Source organism: Allobosea sp. GW821-FHT10B12, assembly GCF_059415545.1.
Genome location: NZ_JBWKNL010000001.1, coordinates 16,159 through 32,085 on the forward strand (window position 1 = coordinate 16,159; position 15,927 = coordinate 32,085).

Consider the following 15,927-nt stretch of genomic DNA (forward strand, 5'->3'; position numbering starts at 1 on the left):
AACGCCGCCCGAAGGTCAGGCGGCGAGCAACCGGTCCATCAGCAGCTTGCGGAGGTCTGAGGGCTTTTCGCTAAAGCATTTTCGAGCGAAGTGGACACCGGTTCGCGTGAAGAAAATGCGATAAACCAGAGACTCAGAGCACCATAGGCAGCACGAAGAAGCCGCCGACGATGATCACGGCCAGCGCCAGCGCCGTCATCGGCAGGTGCTTCTCGATGAAGATGCGGATGTCGTCGCCGTAATAACGCAGCGCCACCGCGATCATCGCGAAGAAGGTGACGCGTGAGATCACCATGCCGACCGTGAACTTCCAGATGTCGAAATGCAGGAAGCCGGACATGATCGTGACGATCTTGAACGGGATCGGGGTCAGGCCCTTGGTCAGCAGCACCCAGAACCAGTAGTCCTGCGAGGTGTGGATCAGGTGGGCCGCCTTCTCCTGCAGGCCGTAGATGCCGATCAGCCAGGCGCCGAGCGATTCATAGAGCAGCGCGCCGATCGCATAGCCGAGATAGCCGCCGGTGACTGCACCGAGCGAGCAGACGCCGGCATAGAACCAGGCGCGATCGGGCCTTGCGATGCACATCGGGATCAGGAGCGGGATCGGCGGCAGCGGGCTCACCGAGCTTTCGACGAAGGTGATGGCGAAGAGCAGCCAGGGCGCAGCGGGGTGGGACGCGTAGGAAACGCACCAGTCGTAAGCACGCTTGAGCATGAAGGGGAAACCGTTCCTGGGTTCTCGCGCCGGTTGCAGGGCTGCCCTGCGTCCTATGCATTAATTCAATTGGCGCGATCAGGCCACTAATCTCTTGGGCTAGAGTCAATATGACGACAGGTTCGTGGCGGTCAGGAGGCGTCCCGGTCGCCACGATGCAATGGCGCCCTCACGCGCGCTTCATGCCGGGCTGCCCGGCCTCGACGACAAAGCTCGCCCGGGTCGAGACCGCCGCGCCTGGCACCGTGATCTTGTCGAGAACGCGGTACTCCGCCTGCCAGCGTTCTTTCGACAGGCTGTGGCGCATGTAGCCGCGCTGGTTGTTGAAGAAGCCGATATGCGGGTTCTTCTTCAGGATCACCTCTCCGGCCTTCGTCATGTCGGCGCCATCGCCGCCCGAGGTGATCGAGGTCGCGACGAATTCGACGCCCAGCGTCTTCGACCTCGGATCGTCGAAATCGGCCTTGAGCTCGCCGGCCCAGTTCTGATGGATGTCGCCGGTCAGCACCACGGCATTGCCGATACGGGCGCTCTCCAGCGTGTCGAACAGCCGCTTGCGGGCGGCGACCGCTCCATCCCATTTGTCCATGCTGTAGCCGACCTTTTCCGGGGCCGGATCACGGTCGTGGCGCATCATCATCACCTGCTGCGCCAATACGTTCCAGGTTGCCTTGGAGCCACGCAGCCCCTCGCCGAGCCAGGCCTCCTGCTTCTCGCCGAGCATGGTGTTCTCCGGCTTCAACGCATCGGCGCAGGCCGCATGCGAACCATCGCCGCAGGGCTGGTCGCTGCGGAACTGGCGCGTGTCGAGCACGTCCAGTTGGGCGAGGTCGCCATAGTGGAAGCGGCGATAGGCCTGGATCCACGGCCCGTTCGGCAGCGAGGTCCGGCGCAGTGGCATGTGCTCGTACCAGGCCTGGAAGCCGGCCGCCCGGCGCAGCGCGAAGATCTCGGGCGGAATGTTCTCCTCCGAGACCATCCCGGCGAAGTTGTTGTCGACCTCGTGGTCGTCGAAGGAGACGATCCAGGGCGCCGAGGCATGGGCGAGCTGGAGGTCGGGATCCATCTTGTAGATGGCATAGCGCTGGCGATAGTCGGCGAGCGCGTAGATCTCGTCGGGCTCGCCCGGCATCACTCGCGCCACCGGCAGCGGCCGCTCGTTCGGCCTGACCATCCGGTACTCGTAGATGTAATCACCATAGTGGAAGACGAAGTCGAAGCGCTCCTCGGCGACATGGCGGAAGGCGCTGAAGAAGCCGTCCTCGTAGCGCTGGCAGCCGAGCACGCCGAAACTGACGCGCTGGGCGCTTGCCCCCGCTGCCGGCAGCGTCCGGGCGCGGCCGATCATGGTGCGCTCGCCCCCGCAGCTGAAGCGGTAGAAATAGTCGCGGTTCGGCTCGAGCCCGGCGATCTCGACATGGACCGCATGCCCGAGCTCCGGCCGGGCCAGCGCCGTGCCGCGCTGCACGCTCCCGCGCATATTGGCTTCGGTCGCGATCTCGTAGGCGACCTCGACCGCCTTCATCGGCATGCCGCCATTGCGGGCGAGCGGCAGCGGCGCGAGCTTGGTCCAGATCACGAAACCATCGGCGGACGGATCGCCCGAGGCGATGCCGAGGCCGAACGGATAGGCGGCGAAGACCGGATTGGCCCAGCCGCGCTGGTCGATGACGCCGCCGCCGGTCAGCAGCAGCCCGGAGGCCGCGAGCCCGGTCAGGAATCGCCGCCGCGACGGCGTGCCGGCCTCGGTCAGGAAATCATCGACGCTGAACTGACCGAAGGCGTTGCGGCGGAACATGGCAGGGCTCCAGGCTCATTGCCTGGAACCATACCAAGTTTCGCCTGACGCGCACGTGACAGGAGCGGCTCAGGCGAGCCGCTCCAATGCCTCCGCGATCTTGAGCTTGCGCGCCTCGGCCGCCGCCTTGCGCTCGCGGTTCTCCTCGACGATCTCCTCCGGCGCGCGCGCCATGAAGTCGGGATTGCCGAGCTTGCGCTCGACCGCGAGGATGTCCTGGTCGAGCTTGCCGAGCTCCTTGGTCAGGCGCGCCCGCTCGGCGTCGAGATCGATGATCCCCGCCAGCGGCAGCGCCGCGACCTCGCCGCGCACGATCATCTGCGCCGACTGGCCGGGAGCCTGCTCAGCGAACTCGATCGCGGAGAGCCGCGCCAGGCGCTCGATCATCGGCGCCCAGGCCTCGACTGCGGCCCTGGTTGCAGCGCTCGCCTTGACCAGCACCAGCGGCACCTGCGTCCCGCCCGGCACATTGGTCTCGGAGCGGATCGAGCGGATGTCGGAGATGAGATCGACGACGAAGCCGATCTCGGCCTCGGCCTTCTCGTCGACGAGTGCGGAGAGCTCCGGCCAGCGCGTCAGGCAGACGAGGCCCGCCTCCCCGGCCGGCACGGCGCGGGGTGCGCCGGCATTGGCCTTCTGGGCCCAGAGCTCTTCGGTCAGGAACGGCATGAACGGGTGCAGCAGCTGGCAGATCAGGTCGATGACATGCGCGACCGTCGCCTGCGTTTCCGCCCTTGCCGCCGTGCCGGCCGCATCAAGTTCCTCGGCCTGCAGCACCGGCTTCGACAGTTCGAGATACCAGTCGCAGAACTGGCCCCAGACGAAGCGATAGGCTGAGTCCGCCGCCTCGTTGAACTTGAAGCTCTCGATGCCGGCCGCGACCGCTTCAGTCGTGCGCGCCGCTTCCGACAGGATCCAGCGGTTGAGCGGCAGCGTGACCGCCGCCGGATCGAAGCCCTCCGCCCGCAGGCAGCCATTGATCTCGGCGAAGCGCGCCGCGTTCCAGATCTTGGTCGCGAAGTTGCGGTTGCCCTCGACGCGCGAGGTCGCGAGCTTGATGTCGCGTCCCTGCGCCGCCATCGCCGCCAGCGTGAAGCGCAGCGCATCCGCCCCGTATTTGTCGATGAGGACGAGCGGGTCGATGACGTTGCCCTTGGACTTCGACATCTTCGCGCCCTTCTCGTCGCGAACGATGGCGTGGATGTAGACGTCCTTGAACGGCACCTCGTCCATGAAGTTGAGGCCCATCATCATCATCCGGGCGACCCAGAAGAAGATGATGTCGAAGGCGGTGACCAGCGTTGCGGTCGGGTAGTAGCGCTTGAGCTCGGCCGTCTCTTCCGGCCAGCCCAGCGTCGAGAACGGCCACAAAGCGGAGGAGAACCAGGTGTCGAGCACGTCCTCGTCGCGCTTGAGCTCGACCGCCCCGCCGTAATGGGCGAGCGCCAGCGCCTGCGCGCCGGCCTCCGATTCAGCCACGAAGCACTCGCCGTCCGGCCCGTACCAGGCCGGGATCTGATGGCCCCACCAGAGCTGGCGCGAAACGCACCAGGGCTCGATGTTCTCGAGCCAGTCATTGTAGGTCTTGGTCCAGCTTTCCGGCGTGATCTTCGTCTTGCCGTCCTTGACCGCCGCGAGCGCGCGCTGCGCCAGCGGCTGGACGTCGACATACCATTGGTCGGTCAGCCAGGGCTCGATCACCACGTCCGAACGGTCGCCATGCGGCACGGTGTGGGTGTTCGGCTCGACCTTGCGCAGCAAGCCGCGCGCCGCCATCAGGCCGACCACCGCCTTGCGCGCGGAAAAGCGATCGAGCCCGTCGAGCGTCAGCGTCTCGGCCTCGGGCGCAGCACCCTCCAGGAAGTCGGCATTGTCCTGAATCAGGATGCGAGCTTCGCCGTCCAGGATATTGACAACCCTCAGCGAATTGCGCTTGCCGACATCGAAGTCGTTGAAGTCGTGCGCCGGGGTGATCTTGACCGCGCCGGTGCCTTTTTCCGGATCGGCATAGTCGTCGCCGAAGATCGGGATGACGCGGCCGACCAGCGGCAGAACCGCGTTCCGGCCGATCAGCCCCTTGAGTTTGTCGTTCTCCGGATGCACCGCGACACCGGTGTCGCCCAGCATCGTCTCCGGCCGGGTGGTCGCGACGGTGATGTAGGTCGAAGCGTTCTCGGGATCGTAGGTGGCGCCTTCGATCGGGTAGTCGAAATAATAGAGATGCCCGTTCGGGTCCTTGGCCAGCGCCTTCTCCAGCTTGCCGGCGTCGAACGCCTCCTCGCCGCCACCATGCCATTTGAACGTGCCGGTCTTCTCGACCTGGATGACCTCGAGGTCGGAGATCGCGGTCTGGAATTTCGGGTCCCAGTTCACCAGCCGCTTGGCGCGATAGACCAGCCCCTGCCTGTGCAGGCCGACGAAGACCTTGAGGACGGCGGCCGAGAGCCCCTCGTCCATGGTGAAGCGTTCGCGCGACCAGTCGCAGGAGGCGCCGAGGCGCTTGAGCTGGTTGACGATCGTCCCGCCCGACTCTTCCTTCCACTTCCAGACCTCGGCCAGGAAGGCTTCGCGGCCCATGGTCCGGCGGTCGGTCTTGTTCTCGGCCGCGAGCTTGCGCTCGACCACCATCTGCGTCGCGATGCCGGCATGGTCGGTGCCGGGCTGCCAGAGCACGTCCTTGCCGCGCAGGCGCTCGAAGCGGCAGAGCACGTCCTGCAGCATGTTGTTGAGCGCATGGCCCATATGCAGCGAGCCGGTGACGTTCGGCGGCGGGATCACGATGCAATAGGGCTCGGCCCCCGGCGCGGCTCCGCGCCCCGCCTTGAAGGCATCCGCCTCCTCCCAGGCCTTGCTGATGCGCGCCTCGACGGCCGCCGGCTCGAATGTCTTGTCCATCATCGCTCTGCTCGAACGCCAAACGGCCGGGGAACCTGCCCCGGCCGCGAAAAACGAAAGCCAAAAGGTCTGCGGCCTTAAGAGCGCATGCGACGGCCCCGCGTCAACGCTTTCGACGCAAGGACCACCCCGCCGGCTGAGAGTGCTTGAGAATTCGCTGGCACGTGACGGATGGCGCGGCGGTCGAGAACCGGAGCGGAGCGGACTGATGTCCGTGAGCACCGGAAGCGCAGACGGCCGTGTTAGCCGGCCGCGCCAGTCAAATTCGCAAGCGCTCTCAGGCCGCGTTCGACTCCAGGAACCACAGCGCCTTGTCGAGCGTCCGCGAATAGCCGGTGAAGATGTCGGCGGTGTCGGCATCGCCTGCCTCGTCGGCAGAATCGATCGCCGCCCGGACCGACTTGGCGGCCTCGGCATAGCGCTCGATCAGCTCGGCGAGGTGGTCCTTCACCGCGACGATGTCGGTCGGATAGGCCTTGAGCTTGCTCGCGCCGGCGACGACCTGGACCGTGCCGAGCGCGATGCCGCCGAGCTGCGCCACCCGCTCCGCCACCGTGTCGACATGGGTGTCGAGCTCGCCGCGGAAGCCGTCGAGCATCTCGTGGATGGCGATGAAGCCGGGGCCCTTCAGGTTCCAGTGCGCCTGCTTGGTGACGAGCGCGAGATCGATGCCATCGGCGAGCCGCGCATTGAGCAGCTCGATCATCGCCGTCTTGGTGTTGGACTTCAGGTCGTTGCGGGACTTGAACTTGGCCATGGCAAACCTCGCGCCTCGTGGAAAGCGAGCTTACCAGCAATGCCGGCAATTCGGCGACCGCCGCAAACGGAACCTCGGCTACGCTTCGGCCGTTGGGTGAGGAACCGCGAAAGGAACCGCCCGATGACCCGGAAGACCGACCAGGACCGCGCCTGGGAGCTGATCGACGAGATCGGCCTGTGCATGCTCGTCAGCCATGACGGCAATGGCGACCAGCTGCGTGCCCGCCCGATGAGCGCCCATGCCCGTCGCGACGAGGATGCGATCTACTTCCTCACCGACCTGCGTGCCCACAAGGATGACGAGATCGAGATCAACGAGAATGTCTGCCTCTGCTTCGGCGACAATGGCTCGTACAAATACGTCTCGATCAGCGGCACCGCCAACCTGCTCGACGATCGCGGCCGCATCGCCGAGCTCTGGTCGATGGCCGCGCGTGCTTTCTGGGAGAGCAAGGATGATCCCAACATCCGCGTCCTCAAGGTGCGGCCCACCTTGGCCGAGTTCTGGGACAGTCCCGGCAAGATCGTGACCTCGGTCAAGATGGCGGCCGCGGCCGTCACCGGTTCACGGCCGGACCTCGGCAGCAACCGCAAAGTCCTGCTCTGATCGGGAGAAAGCGATGAGACTTCTCGTCCACCTCGTCGGCGCCTGGGTCGCCTCGGAGGCGGCGTCGGGCCGCTATCCCCGGCCCCTGTCGCTCGGCATGCAGCTCCTGGTCTCGCGCCTCGGGCCGCAGACCGCCCTGATGGCGCTCGCCGGCTATGCGATCCAGAGCCTGAACGAAGGCGGGGCGTTCGGGCCGCGCCCGGCACCTGCCCGGAAACGGCGGCGCTGACGCCTCAGCGCCGTCCGCCGCGGGCGACGCGCTCGATCTCGGCCCGGACCAGCCGCTCGACCATGGTCGGCAGGTTGTCGTCGAGCCAGGTCTTGAGCATCGGCTTCAGCATGTCCTTGACCAAATCCTCCAGCGTGCGCGCATTGTTGCTGAGCACGGTGTTGGCGAGCGCGCCGAAGGCGCTCTGCACGGCGGCGCCGGTCTGGTCAGAGATCAACGCCGCCATATCCATCGGCGGCGCGGGCTGCGGCTGGATCGGGGGCGGCACGAAGGCCAGCGGCTGAGGCGGTTCGGGTTCCGGCTCCGGCTGGGCCATGGCTTGCGGCTCGACGAAGTCGACGTCGTCCGACGGCGCCTCGACGATCGCAGCCGGCTCTTCCTCGATGCGCTCGGCCTCGGCGCCGAGGTCGAGCACGTCGTCTTCGATCGGCTCAGGCTCAGGCTCGGGTTCCGGCTCGGGCTGCAGCGCCAGGGCAACCGGCTCCGGAGCAGCCTCCTCGGGCGGCGCAGCGGGCTTCTCGTCATCGGCGATGATCCGCCGGATGGAGGCGAGGATTTCCTCCATCGAAGGTTCATTGGCCTTGGGCTGCGCGCTCATGCTGATTCCGGTCACTCGACTCAAGGGCCGCCTATGGAATCAGTGCGCCCCGCTGATGAGTATTTCACCGGGAAACCAACAGGCAAGGCGGCCTTGCGGCCGCCCACAGGAGAAATCCGGAGTGTTGCGCCGGTGCTGCGCTACGCCGGCAGAGTCGGACGGCTCAGCGCCCGTCCGGCGTCTGCGTGCCCCAGAGCAGGCCCTTGACCTGATCATAGTGCTTGCGGGAGTCGTAACGCTCGGCCTTGAGCCTCAGCGTATCGGCCGAAAGCTTGCCAACCGCCGAGAGAACCGCATAGGACGCGACGACGCGGTCACGCTGCGCCGTGACCAGACTCGAACGCGCGCTGACCAGCTCCTGCTGGGCGTTCAGCACGTCGAGCGTGGTACGCTGGCCGACCTTGGCTTCCTCGCGCACGCCGGCGAGCGCGGTCTCGGCTGCCTGGACCTGTGCCTGCGCCGAGACGATCTGCGCCTTGGCCGCATCATGCGCGCCCCAGGCCGAGACGACGGCGGCGCGAACCGTGTCGCGCGAGGTGTCGACCTCGATCCGGCGCTGTCCGGCCGTCTCCTTGGCCTGGCGGGTACGCGAATAGACCTGCCCGCCCTCGTAGATCGGGATGGTCAGAGTCGCGACCGCGGTGGCCGAGGTGCGGTTGTCGCCGAAGAACTGGTTGTCGTAGCGCTGCTGCACCGTGCCGCGCACACCGAGGACCGGATACAGGTCGGCCTCGGTGACCTTGACCTGCAATTCCGCCGCATCGACGCCGTGCAACCCGGCGATGATGGCAGGGTGCCCCTGCAGCGCAATGTTGAGCGCGGCCGGCAGCGACTTCGGCAGCAGGTTCTCGACTGGGCGGCCCGGAGCGAGATTCTTGGGCTCGATGCCGACGTTCTGGCGGAAGCGCGCGATCGAGGTCTTGAGATTGGACTCCGCCAGGATCGCCTGCGACTGCGCCGAGGACAGGCGCGCCTCGGCCTGCGCCACGTCGGTGCGCGTCACTTCGCCGACCTGAAATCGGTCCTTGGTCTGGCGCAGCTGCTCCTCCAGCACCTCGACGTTGTTGCGGTTGAGGTTGAGGATCGCAGTGTCGCGCAGCACGTTCATATAGGACGTCGCCGCGTCGAGCAGCACGTTCTGCTCGGTATTGAGCAAGGTGGCGCGGGCGCCGAGCACCTGCGATTCGGCCTGGCTGACGGAGCTGCGGGTCTTGCCGCCGTCGAAGATGTTCTGGTCGATCTGGAGGCCGCCGCCGCGCGGGTTGGTCCGCGAGAGGCTGCGATTATGCGCGGTGCCGGTGCCCTGCGCGTTGAACGGGGTGTCGCTCTCGGTGATGCTGGCGCCGATATCGGCGGAGGCGGTGATGCGCGGGCGATAGCCGGACAGTGCCTGCGGCACGTTCTCGTTGGTGGCGCGCACTGCGGCGCGCTGCGCGTTCAGCGTCGGATTGGCCGAGTAGGCTCGCCCCAGCGCCGCGTCCATCGTCTGCGCCAGCGCCGGTGAGCCCATGACGGCTCCCAGCATGCCGGCCATCACCAGACGGCTTGCGGTCTTCTTCAAGGTCGGTCGCGTTACAATCACTGGACGCCTCTTGTGCGGACTCTAGTCACGCCCAGGCATCGCCCCAGCCTCGGCACTCGATTTAAAATCATAAGCTTTGCAGCTCTCCACGCCAATGATGCGAGAGGAACTGGCCGCTTTTCAATTCGCAACTGCCGCAAAAATGCGACACTCCCGCCGGGATTAGTACCGACGACCTACGCCTTCTGGGGAAAACCGGCCCGAGGGCGGCTTGACTCACAGGGCAAACACCTCCGCCTTGCGGAATTCGCGCAGCACGGGCGCCGCCGCATCGAAGACCGGCCGGCCGGAAAGCGATTCGCCCGCCTTGCGGTAGAGGATGACGCGAGCCGAACGCCCGACGCCCTCGATCACGACGAGCCGCCCGCCCTGGCGGACATGGCGGAACAGGGACTCCGGCTGGACCTCGCAAGCGCCGCTGACCAGCACCGCATCGAACTGCCGGCGCTCCGGCAGGCTCGCGACCAGCTCGGCGGCCGCGACGCCTGGCTGGGCGAAAGCGGTGCGGGCCAGCGCCAGCGCGGCCTCGTCCGGCTCGAGCAACGTTGTCTCAGCCCCCATCGCCGCCATCAGTGCCGCGCCATAGCCCGAGCCACCGCCATATTCGAGAGCTTCCTCGCCCTGCTGCAGCTCGAGCACCTGGATCATGCGTGCCGTCACCATCGGCGCCGGCAGGGCCCGGCCCGTGCCCGGCAATGGCTCCTGTCGGTCGAGATAGGCCAGATGGGACAATTCGCCCGGCAGGAACGCCTCGCGCGGCACCGCATCGGCCGCGGCGAGCACGGCGCGATCGGTCACGTCATAGGTGCGCAACTGGCAATCGACCATCATGCGCCGCAGTTCGGCGAAGCTGCTCATGCTCAAAATCTCCGAAGGAAGACACCCGGACGGGTGCCTCGACCCTGCCCGCGGGTTTTGGGCGAGGCGGCCGCAAAAGGCAAGCCGTCGCGACGATCACTCGCCGGACCGGTGCTGGCGATGGACCGGATCGGGCCAGCCAACGGAACGGGCATCCAGATATCGGCGAGCAATGGGCCGACGGCAGCCCCCTGGCGAACTTGCGGCTGGCAAGGCGCGTGCAGCGGCCGGGCGCAGAACCCAGGCTAGTTGCTGTTCTTGCGCGGCAGCCGAACGAGGTCCCACCGCACCTTCACACCGGCCGTCACCTCCGCTCCGCCCTGGATGGCGCCGTCATTCGTGTCCCACTGGAGGCCGACCTTGCCACCGACATACAGTTCCGCCAGATCCTTGTTCAACTGCACGCTGGCTTCGGCCTCGAGTGCGATCGCCGCCCCGAACGCATCTTCGCGGATTTTCGCTTCGACCACCGGGCTGAAACCAGCGGAGAGCGGCCCTCCTTCGATCTTGGAGTTGGTGTATTTGCCGGCCACGGAACCTTCCCAGATCCAGCTTGAGCCTCCTTCTGCCCCGACCGGGTGGCTGAATTCCAGTTGGCCCCCGACTTCGCATCCTTTCCAGCGCACGGCGGTGCCCTCGATCGTCATGATGCTGAACGATCTGCCCCCTTCCGGCTCGTCCTCCTTCAACCGGAACCATGGCCGAAACTCATGTTTGAAACCCCGGCCAACCAATGCTTCGACGCTTACCCCCTCCGGTTCCTCATCCCTGTCCCCGGCGCCGGTCGCCAGCAGACCGGCAGTGGTAGGCGGCCGGAAGCTCGGCGCCATCTGCGCCAGGAGGCGTGGCGTCGAGGCCGCACTGCGCAGATATGACCGGCCGCGCGCCGTGCCGCGCAACAGGCCCTGTCCTGCGAGCGTCGCCTTGAAGGCGATGTACGGGAAGAGCAGGTACAGGGTCACCGGCCCGACGACGCCATCGGCCTTGGCGCCGTTGAGGCGTTGAAACTCGCAGACCATCGCCTTGGTCTTGGGGCCGAAGACATTGTCCACCGCCAGCCTGGCCATGGGCGGCCGCGTCAGCCGGTTGTTGGGCAGCAGCATGCACTGATTGAGCGCATCCTGCACCCGCCCGACATCCGGACCATTCGAACCGACGCGGAGAAGCTTCACGGCATCCCCCTGCGCTCAACGAGAGCCGGGCGAATGCTACAGCGCGGCGCAGCGCAATGCCAACGAATCACGCACGCATGACGTGCACCGCGAAAGCATGACCTGCGGACGAAGAAGGAGGCGGGGCCTCTTCCGAAACCCTCCCCGACGGTTGCGCGGCAAAGCTTCGTGCCCCCTTTAGCTCAGGCCGGCCGCCGGCGCCCCTTCAGGACCTCATCGGCCTCGAGCAACGTCTCGAAAGCATAGACGAACTTGTCGTCGAGGGTGTCGCCATACCAGATCTCCGGCACGATGGTGCGGAAGCGGCTGTCGAGCAGGTCGGCGAGGGCCTCGGTGTCCTTCATCCACTCCAGCATGTCGGCATAGAGGTTGAAGTTGCTCGGCGTCGGGAAGCGGGCGACGAGGTCCTCGAAGCCCTGCTTCACCAAGGCCGGATCGCAGAGCGTGTCCTCGAGCTCATGCTCGCCGACCTCGGTGTTGGCCGCCTGGATCAGGGCGTAGAAGCCGTAGCCGAAGCGGTCCTTGGTCAGTTCGGCGGCACGTCGGGCGAAGACCTCGAGGTCATGCGCATCGCGGCCAAGCCAGCGCGGCATGATCATCCGGGCGAAGTTGCGGCACAGGTCGATATTGTAGCGGTCGAGCCCCCAGGCGGCCTCGAACCGGCGCTGGTACTCGCTGAACGAGCCGGTCTCGGCGCCGCGCCGGAAATCGCTGGCGCGCCAGGCGAAGTCCGCAGGGTCGGGCTGGCTGTCCAGCACCGCATCCGCCTGCCGGAGGAATTTGTCGAACTGCTCCCCCTGGTCCAGGTTGACGTCGGCGGCGCAGGCCGTGCCGCGCCAGGCATAGGCCGTGACCCGCAGCGCATCCGCATAGGTCGCAGCCGAGAAGGCCGAAGGCTCGCGCTTGAAATAGGTGGCGAAACTGTCGAGCAGCGCTTCATGCCGCGGCCCGGCATCGTCGCTGTCGGGAATCGCCATGAACGCGTCGAGGAACCAGTCCCTGATCAGCGCATAGCGCGGCTTGCCGTTCTCGGCGAGATCGCCTTGCACCCGGGCCGCCTCGAAGGCGGCGCGATAGGCTGCGAAATCACGCTCCCGCCAGGCCCGGCGCATCGCATCGCGCTCGCCATAGAGGCGCGGGATCTCGTCGTGCAGGAAGATCGAGCCGATCCCGTAGTCCTTCAGCAGGATTTCGTACTGGGTGAGTTCCACGGCTGGCTCGGACGCAGACCGCCCGCCCAGCACCTTGCGCACGCTGCGGACCAGATCTTTCCATCCCATCTCGTCCCCCCGTCCGCCCGCGCGACATATGGCCGCTTCGCGCCCGATTGCGCCGCCTTGCGCGTGTCAGCGCCGCTTTCGTTCCCATTTGCATCCTCATCAGCGGTTGCTGCGGCGAGAACGACGAGCCGAGTTGCGCGTTCAGCTGGACAGCGACGAATGAGGTGAAATGCACTTTCCATCAGGACGACACGAGCTGAGGGCCGCCTTCAAGCGGATCGAGGCCGAGCTCCCTCCCCGGCTCGCCAGGGCGATGCGCTGGCTCCGCCATCGCGATTCCCGTCTGATCAGGATCCCGGCCGGGCTGGCGCTCATCCTCGGCGGCCTCTTCTCGTTCCTGCCGATTCTCGGCGTCTGGATGCTGCCGCTGGGCCTGATGCTGCTGGCAGCCGACGTGCCGCCGCTCCGGCGGCCGATGGCGCGGTTCGCACAGTGGTGCCTCGGGCTGATCGAACGCTTCAGGCGCCGCCGCTCGGGTTGAGCGATTTGAGCTGCCGCGCGCCTTCACCCCCGGCAGGCGATCTGCTCGGCAGTCAGCGATATCAGCGCATGAGAAAGAAGGTGGAGGCCTCGCCCGGAATCGAACCGGGGTGCAAGGATTTGCAGTCCTCTGCGTAACCACTCCGCCACGAGGCCATCCGGGAGCGACGCCGAAGCGCGCTCCACGGCGGGCGTATAACCACATGCCGCAGCGCGCCGCAACCGAAACTCTGCCGGCATTGTGAATTGACCATGGGGCAGACCGGCTGCCCACGATTTTCTCCGGCCCGATGCCAGCAAAAGGCTTGCGCCTTGCCGGCAGCGTCGCTATACGCCGCCCACCGATCCCGGATAGCTCAGCGGTAGAGCAATCGACTGTTAATCGATTGGTCGCAGGTTCGAATCCTGCTCCGGGAGCCAACAGTTTCAAGGGCTTGAGCGACGACCGCTTGGGCCCTTTCTGCTTTCCGGAGACGGAATGTTGCAGCGGGACACGCAAAGGACGACGCTGCGGCTTTTCGGGCTGGAGCTTTCCATGCGCCGCTGGGCTGCGCTGATCGGCTGGGCTGCCGTCGCCGTCGTCGTGTTCGCGACGCTGTCACCGATCGGCGCCCGCCCGCATATTTCCCATATGGGGCCGCAGCTCGAGCGCTTCATCGCTTATCTGGTCGCCGCGGCGGCTCTCGCCACCGCCTATCCCGCTCGCAAGGGCGTGATTCTCACCTGCATCGTCGTCGGCGCCGCCGGGCTCGAACTCGCCCAGCATTTCGAGGCGAGCCGGCACGCCCGCATCCTCGATGCGCTCGTCAAGATCATGGGCGGCGTCAGCGGGCTTGCGGTGGCAGCGCTGTTGGAGCGTCTCGGCCCGAAGCGCGTCGCCGCTCCCGTGATGGTGCGGCGCCAGGATTGAGCCACCTGCCCACCGATTCCCCTCTGCCCCGCTATGCTGCCGGCTGCACGCTGGCGAAGGCCTCCGCGATCCGCTGCGGCGCCGTCGGGCGGGCATACATGCGTTCGAGATAGCGCTGCAGATGCGGGAAGCCGTCGAGCAGCCCGTCTTCGTTCGCCCAATCCATCAGATAGGCGGTGACACAGTCTGCCGCCCCCATCCGGTCGCCGACGATGAAGTCGCGCCCCACCATATGGGCTTCCAGCACCGCCGCCATGCGCCTGAACTCCTCGCTGGCGAGCGTGATGTCCTGCGGCAGCCGCTGCTCCTCCGGGTAGAGGAAGCTGTGCTTGGTGATGCGCCAGAGCGGCTGCTCCAGCTCGGTCATCGCGAACAGGATCCAGCGATAGGCCTGCGCCCGCTCGTCGAGATCGTCAGGCAGCAGGCGCTTCTCCGGAAACTTCTCGGACAAATAGAGGATGATCGCCGCCGACTCGGGCAGGACATTGTCGCCATCGACCAGGACCGGCAGCTTGCCCGCCGGGTTGATCTTGAGGAATGCCGGCGTCTGCGCCTCACCGCCGAGCAGGTCGACATGGATATAGTCGAACGGAATGCCGAGCTCGTTCAGCCCCCACAACGCCCGCAAGGTCCGCGTCGGTCCGAATCCGTAGAGCTTCATCATCGCTTCCTCCCATACATACCAATTGGTTTGTATTGACACCTCTCCGGCTGACAGCCTGTGTCAGCAATCTCCGTCGCGACCTGCCGCAGCGCCATGATCGCGCCACCGTCGCACCTAGATTCGCCAGTCCCCGAACGGCGCGACCGCCCTCCGCTGCAGCTTGCGCCCGTCCCTGGAGAACCGATCCGATGCTCGCCCGTTCCGCGCTCGTGACGCCGCTGCTGTTGATTCTCGCCAGCCCCATCCTCGCCCAGACCGCAACGACGGCCACTCCGGCCGCTTCGGAACCGACCGCGGCGGGTAAGGCACCCGATGCCTGTCGCCTGTTGCCGCAGGCCGATCTGGAAGCGCTCTTCCCCGGCCGCCCGATCACCGCCAAGGGCCCGACGCTGAGCCCGATCAGCCGCGGCCCGCAATACGCCGAGAGCTGCATGTATTCGGTGAAGCTGCCGAGCCCTACCTCGAAGATGGACCATGCCCGCTTCGCCTCGGTCACGGTGATCCGCTGGGACGGCGTCGCCAAGGGCCGCGAAACCCCGGCCCAGGCCTTCGCCTCGATCAAGGGTACCCGCGAGAAGGTCGCGAGCGATCCGAAGATCACCCTCAAGCTCGAGCAGCTCTCCGGCATCGGCGACGAGGCCTTCCAGGAGACCAATTCGTCCAGCGTCGTGATCCGCGCCCGCAAGGATGATCTGATCTACGCCGTCTCGCTCGATCTCTATTCCGAGCAGACCGCGCCGAACGCACTCGCTCTGGCAAAGCAGGCGGCGGCGCGCTGGCAGGGTGGAGCCGGCATGGTCGACGCACCGACGCAGGTGGCGACCAACAGCGCCGTGACCGTGCCGGCGGACACCCGCCCCTCCTCCGTCGCCCCGGTCGAGCAGTGGCCGGACGCCTGCGCGCTGCTGACGCCCACAGACGTCAAGGCCGCCTTCCCCGGCATGACCATCAGCGATCCGCGCAAGCTGATGGGCAAGATCACCCATGAGAGCCGCGAGAACCGGCAGGAGGCCTTGCCGAACCCGATCGGCTGCCAGTTCGACGCCAAACGCACCGTCGAGAAGGACGGCAAGCGCACGGTCGAGCTCAACCAGATCCAGGTCAGCGTCCGCAACGTCGCCGCCAATGAGGACCTGTCGAAGCGCTGGTTCCAGAGCGCGATCAAGGTCTCCGAGGCCAAGACGCCGGTCGAAGGGCTGGGCGACGAGGCGGCGCTCGACATCATGAACCGCATCCATATCCGCAAAGGGCTGGTGACGGTCGATGTCCGCGTCTCCGGCGGCGAGCGCGATCAGGCGCTACACGCTGAGGCCAAGGCGCGCGTCGGCGAGCTCGCGAAGATCGTCGCGGCGCGGCTGAAATAGCGTGCGGTCGCGGCGC

The 15,927-nt window shown here is 66.6% G+C and carries 15 protein-coding genes and 2 tRNA genes; 6 read left to right on the forward strand and 11 right to left on the reverse strand.

Annotated elements, in window-relative coordinates; translation table 11 throughout:
- Window positions 1-133: 133 nt before the first annotated feature.
- The 4 genes from AC07O0_RS00095 to dps all read right to left on the reverse strand — a co-directional run bounded on the left by AC07O0_RS00095 (window position 134) and on the right by dps (window position 6,165).
- Window positions 134-715: a YqaA family protein gene (locus tag AC07O0_RS00095; protein ID WP_454023972.1), complete on the reverse strand. Its 582-nt coding sequence runs from the start codon at window positions 713-715 to the stop codon at window positions 134-136.
- Between the two features lie 169 nt (window positions 716-884).
- Window positions 885-2,513 carry an alkaline phosphatase D family protein gene (locus AC07O0_RS00100; protein WP_494619041.1) on the reverse strand — a complete coding sequence of 543 codons (1,629 nt, stop codon included), beginning with the start codon at window positions 2,511-2,513 and terminating at the stop codon, window positions 885-887.
- A 69-nt stretch (window positions 2,514-2,582) separates the two neighbouring features.
- A complete protein-coding gene (locus tag AC07O0_RS00105; protein ID WP_494619042.1) occupies window positions 2,583-5,411 on the reverse strand; it encodes a valine--tRNA ligase in 2,829 nt (942 codons plus the stop codon).
- Between the two features lie 274 nt (window positions 5,412-5,685).
- Entirely contained in the window at window positions 5,686-6,165 is a 480-nt protein-coding gene (dps, locus tag AC07O0_RS00110) for a DNA starvation/stationary phase protection protein Dps (protein ID WP_494619043.1), read from the reverse strand.
- 123 nt (window positions 6,166-6,288) lie between these two features.
- On the opposite strand from dps, the gene AC07O0_RS00115 reads away from it, so the two are divergent.
- Window positions 6,289-6,774 (forward strand): pyridoxamine 5'-phosphate oxidase family protein, encoded by a 486-nt coding sequence (locus AC07O0_RS00115; protein ID WP_494619044.1) that lies wholly within the window; start codon window positions 6,289-6,291, stop codon window positions 6,772-6,774.
- Window positions 6,775-6,787: 13 nt separating this feature from the next.
- Window positions 6,788-7,003: a hypothetical protein gene (locus AC07O0_RS00120; protein ID WP_494619046.1), complete on the forward strand. Its 216-nt coding sequence runs from the start codon at window positions 6,788-6,790 to the stop codon at window positions 7,001-7,003.
- 4 nt (window positions 7,004-7,007) lie between these two features.
- Here AC07O0_RS00120 and AC07O0_RS00125 read toward each other — a convergent pair whose 3' ends face one another.
- The 5 genes from AC07O0_RS00125 to AC07O0_RS00145 all read right to left on the reverse strand — a co-directional run bounded on the left by AC07O0_RS00125 (window position 7,008) and on the right by AC07O0_RS00145 (window position 12,493).
- On the reverse strand, window positions 7,008-7,601 hold the full coding sequence (locus tag AC07O0_RS00125) for a PopZ family protein (protein WP_494619047.1): 594 nt from the start codon (window positions 7,599-7,601) through the stop codon (window positions 7,008-7,010).
- Window positions 7,602-7,764: 163 nt separating this feature from the next.
- On the reverse strand, window positions 7,765-9,162 hold the full coding sequence (locus tag AC07O0_RS00130; protein ID WP_494619049.1) for a TolC family outer membrane protein: 1,398 nt from the start codon (window positions 9,160-9,162) through the stop codon (window positions 7,765-7,767).
- A 237-nt stretch (window positions 9,163-9,399) separates the two neighbouring features.
- Window positions 9,400-10,041, reverse strand: a complete 642-nt coding sequence (locus AC07O0_RS00135; RefSeq protein ID WP_494619050.1) for a protein-L-isoaspartate O-methyltransferase family protein — start codon at window positions 10,039-10,041, stop codon at window positions 9,400-9,402.
- Window positions 10,042-10,286: 245 nt separating this feature from the next.
- The gene (locus AC07O0_RS00140; RefSeq protein ID WP_494619052.1) at window positions 10,287-11,213 is read right to left on the reverse strand and encodes a peptidoglycan-binding domain-containing protein; all 927 of its coding nucleotides are present in this window, start codon (window positions 11,211-11,213) and stop codon (window positions 10,287-10,289) included.
- 182 nt (window positions 11,214-11,395) lie between these two features.
- Entirely contained in the window at window positions 11,396-12,493 is a 1,098-nt protein-coding gene (locus AC07O0_RS00145) for a hypothetical protein (protein WP_494619054.1), read from the reverse strand.
- Between the two features lie 169 nt (window positions 12,494-12,662).
- On the opposite strand from AC07O0_RS00145, the gene AC07O0_RS00150 reads away from it, so the two are divergent.
- Window positions 12,663-12,974 (forward strand): hypothetical protein, encoded by a 312-nt coding sequence (locus AC07O0_RS00150; RefSeq protein WP_494619056.1) that lies wholly within the window; start codon window positions 12,663-12,665, stop codon window positions 12,972-12,974.
- An 81-nt stretch (window positions 12,975-13,055) separates the two neighbouring features.
- Here the strand turns inward: AC07O0_RS00150 and AC07O0_RS00155 are convergent.
- Window positions 13,056-13,129, reverse strand: a tRNA-Cys gene (locus AC07O0_RS00155).
- Between the two features lie 189 nt (window positions 13,130-13,318).
- Here AC07O0_RS00155 and AC07O0_RS00160 point away from each other — a divergent pair.
- Both AC07O0_RS00160 and AC07O0_RS00165 read left to right on the forward strand, forming a co-directional pair.
- Window positions 13,319-13,393, forward strand: a tRNA-Asn gene (locus tag AC07O0_RS00160).
- Between the two features lie 115 nt (window positions 13,394-13,508).
- A complete protein-coding gene (locus tag AC07O0_RS00165; RefSeq protein ID WP_494619057.1) occupies window positions 13,509-13,883 on the forward strand; it encodes a hypothetical protein in 375 nt (124 codons plus the stop codon).
- Window positions 13,884-13,914: 31 nt separating this feature from the next.
- Here AC07O0_RS00165 and AC07O0_RS00170 read toward each other — a convergent pair whose 3' ends face one another.
- Complete coding sequence (locus AC07O0_RS00170) at window positions 13,915-14,544, reverse strand: glutathione S-transferase family protein (RefSeq protein WP_494619059.1); 630 nt, start codon at window positions 14,542-14,544, stop codon at window positions 13,915-13,917.
- Window positions 14,545-14,735: 191 nt separating this feature from the next.
- Between AC07O0_RS00170 and AC07O0_RS00175 the strand changes: the two genes are divergently transcribed.
- Window positions 14,736-15,911 carry a hypothetical protein gene (locus AC07O0_RS00175; protein ID WP_494619060.1) on the forward strand — a complete coding sequence of 392 codons (1,176 nt, stop codon included), beginning with the start codon at window positions 14,736-14,738 and terminating at the stop codon, window positions 15,909-15,911.
- The last annotated feature ends 16 nt before the right edge of the window (window positions 15,912-15,927 follow it).